The organism is Joostella atrarenae (assembly GCF_021764745.1).
Taxonomy (GTDB): Bacteria; Bacteroidota; Bacteroidia; order Flavobacteriales; family Flavobacteriaceae; genus Galbibacter; species Galbibacter atrarenae.
On record NZ_JAETXX010000001.1, the window covers coordinates 236,598 to 252,450 of the forward strand.

At 34.8% G+C, this 15,853-nt stretch carries 15 protein-coding genes; 8 read left to right on the forward strand and 7 right to left on the reverse strand.

What is annotated here, in order from left to right; genetic code table 11:
* Positions 1–41 precede the first annotated feature (41 nt).
* Complete coding sequence (locus tag JM658_RS00995) at positions 42–587, forward strand: alpha-ketoglutarate decarboxylase (RefSeq protein ID WP_236957363.1); 546 nt, start codon at positions 42–44, stop codon at positions 585–587.
* Between the two features lie 86 nt (positions 588–673).
* On the opposite strand, the gene JM658_RS01000 is transcribed toward JM658_RS00995, so the two are convergent.
* Positions 674–1,321: a gluconate 2-dehydrogenase subunit 3 family protein gene (locus JM658_RS01000; protein ID WP_236957364.1), complete on the reverse strand. Its 648-nt coding sequence runs from the start codon at positions 1,319–1,321 to the stop codon at positions 674–676.
* 10 nt (positions 1,322–1,331) lie between these two features.
* The gene (locus tag JM658_RS01005; protein ID WP_236957365.1) at positions 1,332–3,047 is read right to left on the reverse strand and encodes a GMC oxidoreductase; all 1,716 of its coding nucleotides are present in this window, start codon (positions 3,045–3,047) and stop codon (positions 1,332–1,334) included.
* A gap of 142 nt (positions 3,048–3,189) precedes the next feature.
* Here JM658_RS01005 and JM658_RS01010 point away from each other — a divergent pair, with 142 nt between their 5' ends.
* From JM658_RS01010 to JM658_RS01040, 7 genes are all read left to right on the forward strand, one after another.
* The gene (locus JM658_RS01010; protein WP_236957366.1) at positions 3,190–4,215 is read left to right on the forward strand and encodes a sugar phosphate isomerase/epimerase family protein; all 1,026 of its coding nucleotides are present in this window, start codon (positions 3,190–3,192) and stop codon (positions 4,213–4,215) included.
* Positions 4,216–4,302: 87 nt separating this feature from the next.
* Positions 4,303–5,532: a nucleoside permease gene (locus JM658_RS01015; RefSeq protein WP_236957367.1), complete on the forward strand. Its 1,230-nt coding sequence runs from the start codon at positions 4,303–4,305 to the stop codon at positions 5,530–5,532.
* 75 nt (positions 5,533–5,607) lie between these two features.
* Positions 5,608–6,741 carry a Gfo/Idh/MocA family protein gene (locus tag JM658_RS01020; RefSeq protein WP_236957368.1) on the forward strand — a complete coding sequence of 378 codons (1,134 nt, stop codon included), beginning with the start codon at positions 5,608–5,610 and terminating at the stop codon, positions 6,739–6,741.
* Between the two features lie 107 nt (positions 6,742–6,848).
* Positions 6,849–7,994: a Gfo/Idh/MocA family protein gene (locus JM658_RS01025; RefSeq protein WP_236957369.1), complete on the forward strand. Its 1,146-nt coding sequence runs from the start codon at positions 6,849–6,851 to the stop codon at positions 7,992–7,994.
* Positions 7,995–8,115: 121 nt separating this feature from the next.
* Positions 8,116–9,168, forward strand: a complete 1,053-nt coding sequence (locus tag JM658_RS01030; RefSeq protein ID WP_236957370.1) for a sugar phosphate isomerase/epimerase family protein — start codon at positions 8,116–8,118, stop codon at positions 9,166–9,168.
* 25 nt (positions 9,169–9,193) lie between these two features.
* Complete coding sequence (locus tag JM658_RS01035) at positions 9,194–9,946, forward strand: 3-keto-disaccharide hydrolase (protein ID WP_236957371.1); 753 nt, start codon at positions 9,194–9,196, stop codon at positions 9,944–9,946.
* Positions 9,947–9,948: 2 nt separating this feature from the next.
* Entirely contained in the window at positions 9,949–10,776 is an 828-nt protein-coding gene (locus JM658_RS01040) for a 3-keto-disaccharide hydrolase (protein ID WP_236958049.1), read from the forward strand.
* A gap of 112 nt (positions 10,777–10,888) precedes the next feature.
* On the opposite strand, the gene JM658_RS01045 is transcribed toward JM658_RS01040, so the two are convergent.
* The 5 genes from JM658_RS01045 to JM658_RS01065 form a co-directional block, all read right to left on the reverse strand.
* On the reverse strand, positions 10,889–12,046 hold the full coding sequence (locus tag JM658_RS01045) for an alpha-hydroxy acid oxidase (protein ID WP_236957372.1): 1,158 nt from the start codon (positions 12,044–12,046) through the stop codon (positions 10,889–10,891).
* 95 nt (positions 12,047–12,141) lie between these two features.
* Positions 12,142–12,378 (reverse strand): L-rhamnose mutarotase, encoded by a 237-nt coding sequence (locus JM658_RS01050; RefSeq protein ID WP_317207846.1) that lies wholly within the window; start codon positions 12,376–12,378, stop codon positions 12,142–12,144.
* A gap of 6 nt (positions 12,379–12,384) precedes the next feature.
* A complete protein-coding gene (gene fucP, locus JM658_RS01055; RefSeq protein ID WP_236957373.1) occupies positions 12,385–13,692 on the reverse strand; it encodes an L-fucose:H+ symporter permease in 1,308 nt (435 codons plus the stop codon).
* A gap of 9 nt (positions 13,693–13,701) precedes the next feature.
* On the reverse strand, positions 13,702–14,484 hold the full coding sequence (locus JM658_RS01060; protein ID WP_236957374.1) for an SDR family oxidoreductase: 783 nt from the start codon (positions 14,482–14,484) through the stop codon (positions 13,702–13,704).
* A 15-nt stretch (positions 14,485–14,499) separates the two neighbouring features.
* Entirely contained in the window at positions 14,500–15,801 is a 1,302-nt protein-coding gene (locus tag JM658_RS01065) for an L-fuconate dehydratase (RefSeq protein ID WP_236957375.1), read from the reverse strand.
* Between the last annotated feature and the right edge of the window lie 52 nt (positions 15,802–15,853).

Consider the following 15,853-nt stretch of genomic DNA (forward strand, 5'->3'; position numbering starts at 1 on the left):
ATACAATGTTTTAATATATTTATAAGATAAAAATTACCAATATGCATATTTATAACAATACCCGTTTCAAAAAATACATCTTATTCTTTATAATGTTAGGAATTACTCATTTTGCCTCTGCTCAAATGACTCAAAATTATAGAAGTCCACATTTTTGGGACAATGTTAGCTTTGGAGGTGGAATAGGATTAGGGTTTGGAAGCGACTTTTTTAGCGGTTCCATTACTCCAAGTGCTATTTACAGAGTAAATGATAAGTTTGCAACAGGTGTAGGTTTAAATTTTACATACAGCGATGACCATAATTATACCGCCACCGTATTTGGAGCAAGTGTCTTAGGATATTACAACCCAATCAGAGAGATTCAACTTTCTGCAGAATTCGAAGAACTCCATGTAAATAGAAAATTTGATTACGGCGGTAACATTCCAGATTATAAAGACGAATACTGGTATCCAGCACTCCATCTTGGAGTTGGTTTTAATACCGGACATGTAACCATGGGCGTACGCTATGATGTTTTATATGATGATGACAAAAGTATTTATGGAACACCATTTATGCCATTTATTAGAATTTACTTCTAATAAATAAACTTATACAAATGAAAAAACCTCTTCATATAAAAATAATGAAGAGGTTTTTTATTGCAAAATTTAACTAAATCCTGAGTCTATAAAGACCAGGCTTTACCTTTAGTAGCTTCTTCTACTGTCATACATCCATTATAAACTCCAGGAACAGGATCGTAAGCTAACACTTCTTCACCTATTTTCTGACTGTTTTTGTATGCATTGATAGTAGTCCAACGAAGGTCGTTTATCATTCCGAAAGCAAGCGCTTCATTGTCTTCTACTTTATTTTCTGTAGTTCCGATTTCAACTTCATTACCTTCAATACTGATACGTTTGTTTAAATCTTTCCTTTTATCTTCTGATACTTTAAGATTTTCAGCAACAATCTCCTCATATTGTTCTGGAGTTATATCACTTAAATCTTCATTGTATTTCTCTTTTAGCTGACTCACTAAACCAGCCATTCTCTTACGGTATTTTTTTTGAGTCTCTAATGTCTCCACCTCATTAACATACTTATCTAAAAACTGAGGTACATTAACTTGTGATGCAGATGGAGTATCTGTTTCAGGAATTATAATATCTACAATATTTGTAAGCGCAACTCCTTCTTCAGCAGTAAAAAACTCAGGTACCCAAGTTGCTTTATCTGCAGTACAGCTTTGCAACATACTCAAAAGTGTAGGTGTTGCTACTACAAAACCGGCTGTTAAACCTATATTTCTAAGTGCTTTTCTTCTATCCATGATACGTTTATTACAAATTCATTTTTTTAAGTTCTTCTACTGCATGATTAGCAGCTCTCGCCGTGAATGCCATATATCCTAAAGATGGATTATGACATGCAGAAGAGGTCATAAAAGCTCCATCGGTTACGTATACATTTGGCACCGCGTGTACTTGATTGTATTTATTAAGTACAGAAGTTTTAGGATCTCTACCCATACGAGCAGTTCCCATTTCATGAATTCCTAATCCCATACCTCCAATATCATCGTAAGTAGAAACATCTTTAAACCCAGCAGCTTCTAACATCTCTGCAGCTTGATTTTTCATATCTACACGCATTGCTAGTTCATTTTTACCAAAATCAGCATCAAAAGTTACTGTTGGTAATCCCCATTCATCAAGGATATCGTAATTATGATACATACGGTTACTGTGATCTGGAAGTGTTTCTCCAAAAGCTGTCATTCCCATAGTCCATCCACCTGGTTCTAATAAAGCCTTTTTAAGATCTTTACCATAAGAAAGCTCACGGATAGATTCAGACCAATCTCCTCTACTTGCTCCTCCTTGATACCCGTATCCTCTTATAAAGTCTTTTTGATCGGTAGAACCTCCTAAGTTTCTAAAACGTGGTATGTAAACTCCGTTAGGTCTTCTTCCTTTATAATATTTATCATGGAATCCATCAAACTTACCGCTAGCACCTACTCTAAAGTGGTGATCCATTAAGTTATGTCCTAATTCGCCACTATCATTCCCCATTCCATCAGGGAATCTATCTGATTTAGATTGCATTAAGATTGATGCAGAGGCAACAGCAGAAGCACATAAGAAAATTACTTTTGCTTTAAACTCCATTGTCTCTTTAGTTTCCGCATCTATAACACGTACTCCTGTTGCTTTTCCAGTTTCAGCATCATACATTACTTCATGTACAATAGAATTTGGACGAAGCGTCATATTTCCTGTCGCTTCTGCAGTTGGCAATGTAGATGAGTTACTGCTAAAGTAAGCCCCAAAAGGACATCCTCTAATACATCTATTTCTATATTGACAAGGACCTCTCCCGTCTCCTTCTTTTGTTCCTTTTGTAATATGAGCTACACGACCGATAGTGATTTTACGATCTCCGAACTTCTCTTCAATAGAATCTTTAAAGTGATCTTCCACACAGTTTAAATCCATTGGAGGTAAAAACTTTCCATCAGGAAGGATATCCAATCCTAAATTTGTTCCACTTACCCCAATAAATTCTTCAACTTTATCATACCATGGTTTTATTTCATCGTAACGTATTGGCCAATCTACGGCAATCCCATCTTTAAGGTTTGCTTCAAAATCGATATCTCCCATACGGTAACTCTGTCTACCCCACATAAGAGAACGTCCTCCTACATGATATCCACGCATCCAATCGAAGCGGCGGTCTTCATTATAAGGATGTTTAATGTCATCAACAAAAAAGTGTTCACTAGCTCCACCTACGGTATAACCAGTTCTGTTTTGTTTAAATTTTCTTTCTTTAGTTTCTCTGGAAGCTGCACCTCCATTTGGCAAATCCCACGGATCTAAATTAGCAGTTGGATAATCTTCCACATGTTTTACCATACGGCCTCGTTCCAAAACCAATGTTTTTAATCCATTTTCGCAAAGTTCTTTTGCTGCCCATCCACCAGAAACTCCAGTTCCGACAACAATAGCATCGTACTCTTCTTGTGGGGAATTGTAATAAAATGTACTCATTATTTTAGCTTGTTTACAATAGTAGTTCTTCAAATATAAAAATTAATTTTTTACATTAGACGAATATTTTAATTATCAATAAAGCATTTTAACAACATTAACATTATTGATTTAATAATTATTCACACAAATAAATACGAATATGGAGAGAAGAAAGTTTATAACAAATTCAAGCAAAGCAGGACTAGCCATCTCATTTTTAGGCATGTACGCCTGTAAAGAAACTTCCTCCGAAAAGAAAGAATTGAAACAAAATACTCCAGTTTTCGAACCTTTTTTTAAGCTATCGTTAGCACAGTGGTCTCTTCATAAAATGATTCGAGAAGAAAAGTTAAATCCGATGGATTTTGCAAAAAAAGCTAAAGAATTAGGTTTTGAAGGTTTAGAATATGTGAACCAACTTTATAACAAAGAAATCGAAAAACGTGGAAATAATAACAAAGCCATTATCTCTTTAGCCGAAGACTTAAAAAAAATAAGTGATAAAGAAGGGATGCTAAATCAAATTATGATGGTAGATCTTCAAGGTGAAGAAAACCTTCTTTCTACAGCTGATGAAAACTTAAGAAAACAAGCTGTTGAAAATCACAAAATATGGATTGATGCTACCGCTATTTTAGAATGTCATTCTATACGAATTAATTTATTTGGTTCTAATGATGAAAAAATTTGGAAAGAAAAATCTGTAGCTTCTTTAAATGAGCTTTCTGAATATGCATCAGAAAAAAATGTAAATGTTATTGTTGAAAATCACGGAGCCCTTTCTTCTAACGGTGCTTTAATGGTAGAAGTCATGAAAACCGTAAATAGAGATAACTGCGGTACACTGCCTGATTTCGGAAACTTCTGTGTAAGAAGAGAAGATGATAAATTATGGGACGCTCCATGTATTGATCAATATGACATCTATAAAGGAGTAGAAGAATTAATGCCATTTGCAAAAGGAATTAGTGCAAAAACTTTTAACTTTGATGAAAATGGAGACGAAACAACTATCGATTTCTATCGAATGATGAAAATCATTAAAGATGCAGGATTCAAAGGTTTTGTTGGTGTAGAATATGAAGGCGACACGCTATCCGAAGAGAAGGGAATCATTGCCTCAAAAGCACTTTTACTGAAGGTTGCAAAAAAACTAAGCGACACTTCGGTTTACACAGAAGCATAATTAAATTTAAAATACAATCTCAATATGCAAGCATTGGGATTACTAATAATTACTAACTATAACTATTTAATTTAAACGCAAGCTAACATGAACAAAAAAACTCAATTTCAGCTATCCTTTATGATGTTCTTAGAATTCTTCATATGGGGAGGCTGGTTTGTAACGCTAGGAACTTTTCTTGGTAATAACTTAGAAGCTACAGGGGCACAATCTGCCATGGCTTTTTCTACCCAATCTTGGGGTGCAATCATTGCTCCTTTTATAATCGGACTTATTGCAGACCGCTATTTTAATGCTGAAAAAATACTGGGAATACTACACATTATAGGTGCTGTACTTATGTATTTAATGTATCAAAGTACAGATTTTGGAACATTCTATCCGTTTGTACTAGCATATATGATTGCCTATATGCCAACATTAGCACTTGTAAACTCTATTTCCTTTAACCAAATGACCGACCCAGGAAAACAATTCTCCTTTGTTAGAGTTTTTGGGACTATCGGTTGGATTGTAGCTGGAAGTGTTATTAGTTTCTTAGCTTGGGATTCTACAGAGAATATTGCTCAAGGGATGCTTAAAAATACTTTTTTAATGGTAGCAGGAGCTTCAGCTTTACTAGGAATATTCAGTTTCACACTTCCTAAAACGCCACCAACAGCAGACAGAAGTAAAAAGGCAAATGTTTCTGAAATCTTAGGCTTGGATGCCCTTAAACTTTTAAAAGATAGAAACTTTCTGTTATTCTTTATTTCATCGGTACTTATCTGTATTCCATTAGCATTTTATTACCAAAATGCTAGTCCATTTTTAACAGAAATTGGAGTAGAAAATTCTACTTTCAAAATGTCTTTCGGACAAATGTCAGAAGTATTATTTATGTTGCTACTCCCATTTTTCTTTAAAAAATTCGGATTCAAAAAAACAATCTTAGCAGGTATGCTTGCATGGACTATCCGTTATTTATTATTTGCATATGGAGACTCTGGAGAATTAGTATTTATGTTAATCCTCGGAATTGCTTTACACGGATTGTGTTATGACTTCTTCTTTGTATCTGGACAAATATATACTGACTCTAAGGCTGGTGCGAAAAACAAAAGTGCTGCTCAAGGCCTTATTACTTTAGCTACATATGGTATCGGAATGTTAATCGGTTTTGAAATTGCAGGTATGATTTCAGATAAATTCTTAATTGCTGAAGGAACTCACGACTGGTATAGCATCTGGATTTTCCCAGCTGGTTTTGCATTTGCAGTAGCCATTTTATTTGCTATTTTCTTTAAAGACGAAAAAATAGAATATAAAGAACAGTAAAAAGATTTATAACATTTTTTTATATGTTCTTTTCTGAATAGAAAACTATATTACAACCTATTGAAAAAATTAAAAATGAGTAAAAAAATAAGATTAGGAATTTTAGGAGGTGGAGGCGATTCACTTATCGGTGTGCTTCACCGTATCGCTTCTTCAATGTACGATAGCTATCAATTAGTTGGTGGTGTTTTTAATCCGAATTACGATGAAAATATAGGATTTGCAGAACAAATTGGAATTCCAACAAATAGAATTTATAAAGATTTTGATGCCTTAATTGAAGGAGAATTGAAACTTCCAGAAGAAGAGCGCATCCAAGTAGTTTCTATTCTTACACCAAACTTTTTACATTTTCCGATGGCAAAAAAGCTATTAGAATCCGGATTTAATGTTATTTGTGAGAAACCAATGACTACCACTTTTGAAGAGGCTAAAATTCTTCAAGAAACATTAGAAAAAGCGAACACTATTTTTGCTGTAACTTATACATATACTGGTTACCCGATGGTGCGTCAAATGAAAGAAATGATCGCTTCTGGTATTATTGGTAAAGTTCAAAAAGTAGACGTTCAATATTATCAAGGATGGATTAATTCAATCATTCATGATAAAGAAAAAAGAGCAAATACATGGCGTTTAAATCCTGAGAAATCTGGAATTAGCTGTTGTGTTGGAGATATTGGAACGCATGGTTTCGATATGATTGAATATGTAACAGGAATGGAAGTGAAAACCATTCTGGCAGATCTCAATTATTTATATGCTGATAACAAAATGGATATCGACGGAACCATTTTACTTCGCTTAGCGGAAAACGTAAAAGGAGTTCTTAGAACTAGTCAGATTGCTACTGGTGAAGAAAACAACTTTACTGTAAATATATATGGTGAAAAAGGAGGTTTAAAATGGGAACAAGAAAACCCAAATTACCTTTACCACCTAACTGATGATGAGCCATTAAGAGTTTTAAAACCAGGACACGCTTACAACAGTGAATTCTCTTTAGATGGAACAAAGCTACCTCCAGGTCACCCAGAAGGGATTTTCGATTCTATGGGGAATATCTATAAAGGTGTTGCTAAAGCCATCAGAAAAGAAAAATACCATCCAGGAGAGTTTCCTACTATGAAGGATGGAGTACGAGGAATGAATTTTATTGAGCGTGCAGTAGCTTCTCATCAACAAGGAAATGTTTGGGTAGAAGTATAAAAACTCCTACACATTCTATTGTTATATTAAGGCTGTGCGTATTTTACTCACAGCCTTATTCATTAAAAAAATCATTTAACGAATAATTTATATCTAAAAAAATCAAAATGAGAAAACTTAGAATGGGAATGGTTGGCGGAGGCATCGGCTCTTTTATGGGAGATGTACACCGTAAAGCCTCTGGATTAGATGGAATGATAGAACTTGTTTGTGGTGCTTTTAATAGTACTTTAGAAAAAACTATCGAATCTGGAAAATCACTATACCTACCTAAAGAAAAATGTTACGGAAGCTTCCAAGAAATGATTCTCGAAGAAAAGAAACTTCCAGAAGGAGAACGTATGGATTTTGTTACCATTGTCACTCCAAACCATTTACATTTTGAGCCCGCAAAAATGGCACTAGAAAATGGATTTCATGTGGTTTGCGACAAACCTATGACACTTACTATCCAAGAAGCACAAATACTAGAGAAACTAGCAAAAGAATCTGGTTTACTATTTGCTTTGACTCATAATTATACTGGAAACGCTATGGTAAAACAAGCCAGAGCTATGGTAACAAATGGAGATCTTGGAGAAATTAGAAAAGTGCAGGTACAATACCTACAAGGATGGATGGCTGCAGAAATTAATAAGGAAGCCAAAATTAAACCATGGCGAGCAGACCCTAAAAAATCTGGAATTGGAGGTTCTTTAGCAGACATTGGAACACATGCAGAAAACTTAGTTTCTTATATTACAAATCAAGAAATTGTAGAAATAGCAGCTGATTTAGGGAGAATTGGAAAAGACCGCGTTTTAGATAACGACGGGAATTTATTACTAAGAATGGAAGGCGGAGCAAAAGGAACTATGTCTATTTCTCAAGTTGCAACAGGAGAAGAAAATGCACTTATTGTTAAAGTTTACGGTAGTAAAGGAAGCATTGAATGGAACCAAGAAGAAAGCACCAAACTTATAGCAAAATGGATAGATAAGCCACAACAAGCCTTCACTCCTGATGGAATTGATATTTATGATAGCGTAAGAGCTACTTCTAGAATTCCAAAAGGGCATCCTGAAGGTTATTTAGAAGCTTTTGGGAACATCTATCGCGCCTTTGCGACGCACTTAATGAGTGTATTGGAAAATAAACCTATAGAAAAACCTGATTATCCATCTGTTAGCGATGGTGTAAGAGGAGTACAATTTATTTATGCTGCAGTAAAAAGTGATCAAGAAAATTCAGCATGGACTAAATTAAAACAATAGCTTATATGGTTGATAATTTCTAATTTTAATACATTAAATTTTTTATCAACCTTTTTTCTGGATAAATTGCTTATCCATTAACTAAATCGATTTTATAACATTCAACTAAATACTTCAACAAATGAAAACCATAAAAGGCCCTGCCGTATTCCTAGCGCAGTTTGTAGATAGTAAAGCTCCATTTAATTCATTAGATGGAATTTGTAAATGGGCAGCAGACTTAGGATATAAAGGAATTCAAATTCCTACTACAGAAAAATTCTTAATTGATCTTGATAAAGCCGCGGAAAGCAAAACTTATTGTGATGATTTAAAAGGAAAAATTAATTCTTATGGATTAGAAATCACAGAACTTTCCACGCATTTACAAGGACAATTAGTAGCTGTAAATCCTGCCTACGATATTATGTTTGATAATTTCGCTCCTGATAATGTTAAGAACAATCCTAAGGCGCGTACAGAATGGGCTGTAGACCAAATGAAAAAAGCAGCAAAAGCAAGTAATCATTTAGGGCTAAATGCTCATGCAACATTTTCAGGATCGCTACTTTGGCATACCTTCCATCCATGGCCACAAAGACCACCAGGATTAGTAGAAATGGGCTTTGAAGAGCTTGCTAAACGCTGGCTTCCTATTCTTAATGAATTTGACGAACAAGGAGTAGATGTATGTTACGAAGTACATCCGGGGGAAGATATTCATGATGGCGACACTTTTGAACGTTTCTTAGAAGCAACTGGAAAGCATAAACGTGTAAACATACTATATGACCCATCACACTTTGTTCTTCAGCAGTTAGATTACATAGAATACATAGACCACTACCATGAGTTTATAAAGGCATTCCATGTAAAAGATTCCGAATTTAATCCTACAGGTAAAAAAGGAGCTTTTGGAGGTTATAATAACTGGGGAGATCGTGCTGGAAGATATCGCTCTTTAGGGGACGGACAAATAGATTTTAAAAAGATATTTTCTAAACTTACACAATACGGATGTGACGTTTGGGCAGTAATGGAATGGGAATGCTGTATAAAAAGCCCTGAGCAAGGTGCAAGAGAAGGAGCCCCATTTATTCAAAGTCACATTATAGAAGCTACAGAAAAAGTTTTTGATGATTTTGCTGGTGGTGATGTCGATGAAGCTAAACTAAAAAAAATATTAGGAATATAAACACAACTATTTTAAACAAAACGTAATGAAAACTATTAACTATTTATTTATGGCATCTCTCGCAATGATGTCTTGCAAGCAACAAAATAATGAAAAAGCTACTTCTGATACGGTAGCTACTCAAAAAGAAGAAGTCACTAAAGAATCTGATACTAACAAAGAAGAATGGGTTTCTTTATTCGATGGAAAAAATTACGATTCTTGGCATATGTTCAATGGTGGTGAAGTGAATGATACTTGGTCTATCAAAGATGGTGCAATGGTATTTACACCTGGAGAAAATGCAGGAAATATTGTTACTAATAATGATTACACTAATTTTGAACTTTCTTTGGATTGGAAGATTTCTGAAGGAGGAAACAGTGGTATTTTCTGGGGAGTACAAGAGGGTGACAAATACAAAGAACCATACCAAACGGGGCCTGAAATTCAGGTATTAGACAATGAAAGACATCCAGATGCTAAAGCAGGAGAGACACATCAAGCGGGTGCTTTATATGATATGATTGCACCAAGTGAAAACGTAGTAAAACCAGCTGGAGAGTGGAACAACTGCGTATTAACAATCAACCATAAAACAAATCAAGGTTCTGTAACTTTAAACGGAACTAAAATCGTAGAATTCCCAGTACATGGTGAGAAATGGGAAGAAATGATAGCGAATTCCAAGTTTAAAGGCTGGGATGGCTTTGGAGTTTCCAAAACTGGAAAAATTGGACTTCAAAACCATGGAAACATCGTTTCATACAGAAATATTAAAATAAAAGAATTAAAATAATGATTAGAAAAATAATCTTAAGCGCTTTAGTTCTTACTGCTATAGCTTCTTGTAATACACCTAAAGAAGAGGAACAGAAAGGAGAAATTCTAGTTACAAAGGAAGAGTCTGAAGTAATTACTTATGAAGAATATTCTGGAGAAGAACCAACTACTCCTGAGGAAACAGAATTCTATGAGCCTATTGTTTCTACAGTAGATCCTACTTCTAAAAGTGGTGCTCCAAGCGATGCCATTATTCTTTTTGATGGAGAAAATTTAGACAACTGGATCAGTTCAAAAGATAGTACAGCAGCAGCATGGACTATTAATAGCGATGGTAGTATGACTGTAAAAGATAAGTCTGGAGATATCCAAACAAAACAAAACTTTGGAAGCATTCAATTACATATTGAATGGAAGTCGCCTTCAGACATACAAGGTGAGGGGCAACACAGAGCGAACAGTGGGGTATTCCTTCAAAATCTTTACGAAGTTCAGGTGTTAGACAATAATGATAATGACACCTACACAAACGGTCAAGTAGGTTCTATCTATAAGCAAGGAGTTCCTTTGGCAAAAGCATCTGCCCCTACTGGAGATTGGAATAGTTATGACATTATTTACCATGAGCCAGAATTCAATGAAGAAGGTGGTAAAATAAAATCTGCTACGATTACCGTATTACATAATAATGTGCTAATTCAAGATCATACAGAGATAAAAGGAACAACCCCTTATATTGGATGGCCTAAAAATGAAGCACATGGAAAAGGCCCTATCCGTCTTCAAGATCATGGGGATAATAGCCGTGTGAGCTATAGAAATATCTGGGTAAGAGAGTTAAAGTAAATCCATTAGGTATTTAAGATAAAACATCTTGTATGGATTTAAATGTTATTATTAAAGTAAAGATCCTCGTAGATTTATTTACGAGGATCTTTATTTTTAGATAATTAGTAAATTACTTTTTTAAATGATTTGGTAGATTATTAATTTCGCCGCAACAGACCTGTTCCATCACTTGTCTTAATTCTGTTTTTAAAAGAGATATAGCATGGTCTCCTCCTTCTTCTCCCATTGCTGCTACACTATACATAAAGAGTCTTCCTAAGAAAGTAAAAGACGCACCACTAGCTATTGTTCTAGCTATATCAGGACCTGAACGAATTCCACTATCCATCATAACAGTAATCTGGTCGCCATACTTTTCTGCAATTCTTGTAAGAGGCCTAATTGTAGATTCCCCAGCATCGAGTTGTCTACCGCCATGATTAGAAACAATAATACCATCAAAACCCATTTTAATGGCTAACTCAGCATCAGACTCTGTAGCTACACCCTTTAAAACCAACTTCCCTTTCCACATATCTCGGATTGGTTTAATTTTCTCTTCATTCAATCGCCCTGAAAAGGTTTTATCCATAAACTTCCCAAGTTGTTTCAGATTTAATCCTTCAGGTGTATAAGGCTTTAAAGTCTCAAAAGTTGGCTGTCCATGTTTCAATGTTTCAAATGCCCAACGAGGTTTTTTAAATACTTCAATTATATTTTTAACAGACATTTTTGGTGGCATTGCTAAGCCATTTCTAATATCGCGAGGTCGAAAGCCAAAAGTAGGTACATCACATAAAACAACTAGAACGGGGCATTCTGCATCTGCTGCTCTTTTAATTATATCATCCCTCAAGGCATCTTCAGCAGGATGATAAAGTTGAAACCATGCTTGTCCTTCCGTTAGCTCTGCTATTCTTTCAATACTAGCAGTAGTTACCGTGCTTAAAATAAAAGGTATATTATGTTTGAACGCAGATTTCGCCAAGATTTCAGGAGCATTTGGCCACATAAGTCCTTGCAGGCCTACTGGAGAAATCCCGAAGGGAGCATCATATTCATGCCCAAATAATGTTGTTTTTAATTTTGAATCTGTATAATTATCAAGATAATAGGGTTGCAATTCAATATCTCTAATTTGAGAAGTGTTTTTATGCAGGTTTACATCTTCATTACATCCGCCATCTAAGTATTCAAAAGCAAATTTTGGCATTCGCTTTTTTGCTCTATTTCTAAGATCATCTGCAGAAGGGTATCTACTATCTACTTTAATTTCTACTTTTTTCATTTCTACTATAATTTAAAAATGTGATCCATTAGTCTCCATTTCTCATTCGGTTTAGAATTAGGTAGAGCTTTTTGGTATTTCCACATCAAATCTTCTCACTTCTTTACAATCGCTTTTGGTTCTCCCAGTTTAGATTCTTCATAAGCAACCTCATCGACCACTTCCATAATCATAAAAAGTCTGTTTTCTACTGAATAGATATCCATAGTAGAAATTCCAGATTCTTTAATATCATCTAGTATTTCTGGCCATACTTCCTTATGATAAGCCTTATATTCTTCTATTAAATTAGGATCTTCATTTAAGTCTAAAGCAAAACAATATCTTTTCATAACTCATTAATTATTACTGATGAATCTTTTTCCGTAGAAACAAATTACTAAAAAGCATATTAAAGGGAGTATAAAAGAGAAGTTTACCTCAGAAACACCCATTATTGATGTGTCATTAACCCCATTTCCAGCGATATCAATTATCATCCCTTGAAATTTAGGCATCAACGCACCTCCTACAATAGCCATTACTAATCCTGCCGCGCCAATTTTGGAGCTTTCTTCATCCAATCCATCTAATGCAATTCCATAAATTGTAGGGAACATAACAGACATAAAAAATGAAAGCGACACTAAGCAATATAATCCAACAATTCCTTCAATATAGATGGTTCCTAAAGAAGCTATTATTGCAAACAAAGCAAATAACATTAATAATTTTCCGGCTGAGATATATTTAAGCATATATGTCCCTACTGCTCTACCCACCAAGAAAAGTATGAATGCAATAAACTGATAATTTGCTGCATCACTAGAGCTTATACCAATTGCTTCTGCATATTGATATATATAAGTCCAACACATTATTTGTGCTCCCACATAAAATACTTGTGCTATAACCCCAAATACATATTTTTTATTCTTAGAAAGCGATATAAATGTTTTTCTAAGACTTAATTTACCTTCTTCATTATTTACTTGCGGCATTTTAACTGCCAACAATAAAATAAAAAGGAATAAAACAACAAGTCCTAAAATTACATATGGATTTCTTATTACAATCAGATCGGCTGTTCTAATTTGAGTTTTCTCTAGCACATCTAAAGCTGAGAAATTATCGATATCATCTGATTTCAACTTTTTAAGTACAAAATGTTGAGCTACCAAGAGTCCTCCAATTAAACCAACAGGATTAAATGCCTGCGCCAAGTTTAACCGCTGGGTTGCCGTTCTTGGATCTCCCATTGATAAAATATAAGGATTGGCAGTAGTCTCTAAGAATGCTAATCCGAAAGTAAGCACATATAGTCCTAAACAAAAAAACCAAAATTGCTCCGTAATTGCAGCTGGATAAAATAGAAGTGCTCCAACTCCATAAAGAAAAAGGCCTAATAAAACTCCCGATTTATAAGAATACTTCCTAACAAAAATAGCCGCAGGCAATGCCATACAAAAGTAACCTCCGTAAAAAGCCATTTGTACCCAAGCTGCTTCAGAATTAGTTAATTCTAAAACTTTTTTGAACGCCTGAACCATTGGATCTGTAACCGCATTCGCAAAACCCCATAAGGCAAATAAAGAAGTAATTAGTATAAATGGAACTAACACTTCTTTGGAAACAACCTTAGGTTTGTTATTATCTTTATTGCTCATATATTTTATTTAATGTAATGCTCTATCTAAATGTGTATAACCTCCATCAACATGGAAAATCTGACCTGTAGTATGACTAGATCTTGATGAAATTAAAAATACAACTGCATTTGCAATCTCTTCAGTTGTTGTCATTCTATTTTCCAACGGTATTTTTCGTGTAATAGATTCTATTTTCTCCTTCGGTTTATCAAAAGTATTAATCCACTTTTCATACAAAGGTGTATAGCATTCTGCCACTACAACAGCATTTACCCTTATTTTATATGGAAGTAGTTCTACTGCCCATTCTCTTGTTAAAGCATTTCTCCCTCCATTTGCCGCAGCATACCCCGAAGTTCCTCCTTGGCCTGTCTCAGCAGTTTTTGAACCTATATTTACAATAGCTCCAAAAGATTCTTTTAAATAAGGTAATGCATGTTGAGCCATTAAATAATAATGAACAACATTGCGCTTTAAAGATGTTATAAACTCCTCATGAGACCCATTCTCCAAACCTATACTATCATTCACTCCAGCATTGTTGACCAAGCCATCAATTCTACCGAACTTTTCTACAGTTCTCTCTACAGCAAGTTTACACTGTTCAGGATCCGTCAATTCAGCAAATGCATAATAGGCTTTCCCCCCAGCTTTTTCTATTCGTTCTACTGCAGATAAAACATTCTCTTTATTTCTACCTACAATAACTGGAATTGCTCCCTCTTCTGCTAACACATTACAGATACCGTTACCGATACCTTTTGAGCCTCCAGTAACAATTATTACTTTATTTTCAAGATTCAAATCCATAATAAACTTTTATTATTATTCTTTCCACATTGCTCCATCTGGAAAAGTATAAGCTTCCAAAGAATCTTCTTTCATTGTAATACTATACCCTGGCATTTTTGGCGGCATATAAGCTCCATCCTTAATAACTACAGGTTCTAAAAAATGCTCATGTAAATGATCTACAAACTCTATAATTCTATCTTCTAAAGAACCACTAATCGAAATAAAATCTAACATTGACAAATGCTGCACATACTCACACAAACCTACTCCTCCAGCATGTGGACATACAGGAATCTTAAATTTAGCCGCCATTAACATAATGGCAAGGTTCTCATTTACTCCTCCAACTCTGCAACTATCAATTTGGCAAATTCCAATTGCCGATGCCTGCATAAGCTGCTTAAATATAACTCTATTTTGACAATGCTCACCTGTTGCCACTTTTATTGGACTGACCGCTTTTGCTATTTTTGCATGACCTAAAATATCATCTGGACTAGTTGGTTCTTCAATCCACCAAGGGTTAAATACCTTTAAAGATTCCATATTAGTAATAGCTTCATCTACATCCCATTTTTGGTTTGCATCCATCATCAGCTTTAAATCGTCTCCAATTTCTTCTCGAATAATTTTAGCTCTACGCATATCATCTTGAAGATTAGATCCTACTTTTATTTTCATATGCTTAAAGCCTTCTTCTTTAGCTTCTTTACATAATTTTCGCATCTTTTCATCAGAATATCCCAACCATCCTGCAGATGTAGTATAAGCAGGATAACCCTTCTTTAATAAGTAATCTATTCTTTCTTGCTTCGTTGCTTCTTTTTCTTTCAGTAATGCTAATCCTTCTTCTGGAGAGATAGCATCTGAGATATATGTAAAATCAATACATTTTATTAATTCCTCTGGAGACATATCTGCAAGCAATTTCCATAACGGTTTTCCTGCCGCTTTTGCATATAAGTCCCAAACGGCATTTACAATTGCACCAGTAGCTAAATGAATAACTCCTTTTTCTGGCCCTAACCATCTTAACTGACTATCTCCAGTAATCATTCTCCAAAAACCAGCCATATCATCTGTAAACTCTTTTAGTTCTTTACCTTTTACTAAAGGAGCTAAAGAGTTTATTGCAGCAGCACAGAGTTCGTTCCCTCTACCTATGGTAAAAGTTAGTCCATGCCCTTCTATTTCTTTATTGGTTTTTAAGATTACGTAAGCAGCCGAATAATCTGGATCTGGATTCATTGCATCCGATCCATCTAAAGATTTACTTGTTGGAAAACGAACGTCTTTTACTATTACATCTGAAATATAAATGCCTTTATACATAACTCTAAATATTCATTTAAAACAAATGTAGTGTGCTATATAAAGGCTATCA

What these genes read in the sequence shown, in the direction of transcription:
- JM658_RS00995 (WP_236957363.1), top strand. Translation starts at nt 42, where the DNA reads ATGCATATTTATAACAATACCCGTTTCAAAAAATACATCTTATTCTTT.
- JM658_RS01000 (WP_236957364.1), bottom strand. Translation starts at nt 1,321, where the DNA reads ATGGATAGAAGAAAAGCACTTAGAAATATAGGTTTAACAGCCGGTTTT.
- JM658_RS01005 (WP_236957365.1), bottom strand. Translation starts at nt 3,047, where the DNA reads ATGAGTACATTTTATTACAATTCCCCACAAGAAGAGTACGATGCTATT.
- JM658_RS01010 (WP_236957366.1), top strand. Translation starts at nt 3,190, where the DNA reads ATGGAGAGAAGAAAGTTTATAACAAATTCAAGCAAAGCAGGACTAGCC.
- JM658_RS01015 (WP_236957367.1), top strand. Translation starts at nt 4,303, where the DNA reads ATGAACAAAAAAACTCAATTTCAGCTATCCTTTATGATGTTCTTAGAA.
- JM658_RS01020 (WP_236957368.1), top strand. Translation starts at nt 5,608, where the DNA reads ATGAGTAAAAAAATAAGATTAGGAATTTTAGGAGGTGGAGGCGATTCA.
- JM658_RS01025 (WP_236957369.1), top strand. Translation starts at nt 6,849, where the DNA reads ATGAGAAAACTTAGAATGGGAATGGTTGGCGGAGGCATCGGCTCTTTT.
- JM658_RS01030 (WP_236957370.1), top strand. Translation starts at nt 8,116, where the DNA reads ATGAAAACCATAAAAGGCCCTGCCGTATTCCTAGCGCAGTTTGTAGAT.
- JM658_RS01035 (WP_236957371.1), top strand. Translation starts at nt 9,194, where the DNA reads ATGAAAACTATTAACTATTTATTTATGGCATCTCTCGCAATGATGTCT.
- JM658_RS01045 (WP_236957372.1), bottom strand. Translation starts at nt 12,046, where the DNA reads ATGAAAAAAGTAGAAATTAAAGTAGATAGTAGATACCCTTCTGCAGAT.
- JM658_RS01050 (WP_317207846.1), bottom strand. Translation starts at nt 12,378, where the DNA reads ATGAAAAGATATTGTTTTGCTTTAGACTTAAATGAAGATCCTAATTTA.
- fucP (WP_236957373.1), bottom strand. Translation starts at nt 13,692, where the DNA reads ATGAGCAATAAAGATAATAACAAACCTAAGGTTGTTTCCAAAGAAGTG.
- JM658_RS01060 (WP_236957374.1), bottom strand. Translation starts at nt 14,484, where the DNA reads ATGGATTTGAATCTTGAAAATAAAGTAATAATTGTTACTGGAGGCTCA.
- JM658_RS01065 (WP_236957375.1), bottom strand. Translation starts at nt 15,801, where the DNA reads ATGTATAAAGGCATTTATATTTCAGATGTAATAGTAAAAGACGTTCGT.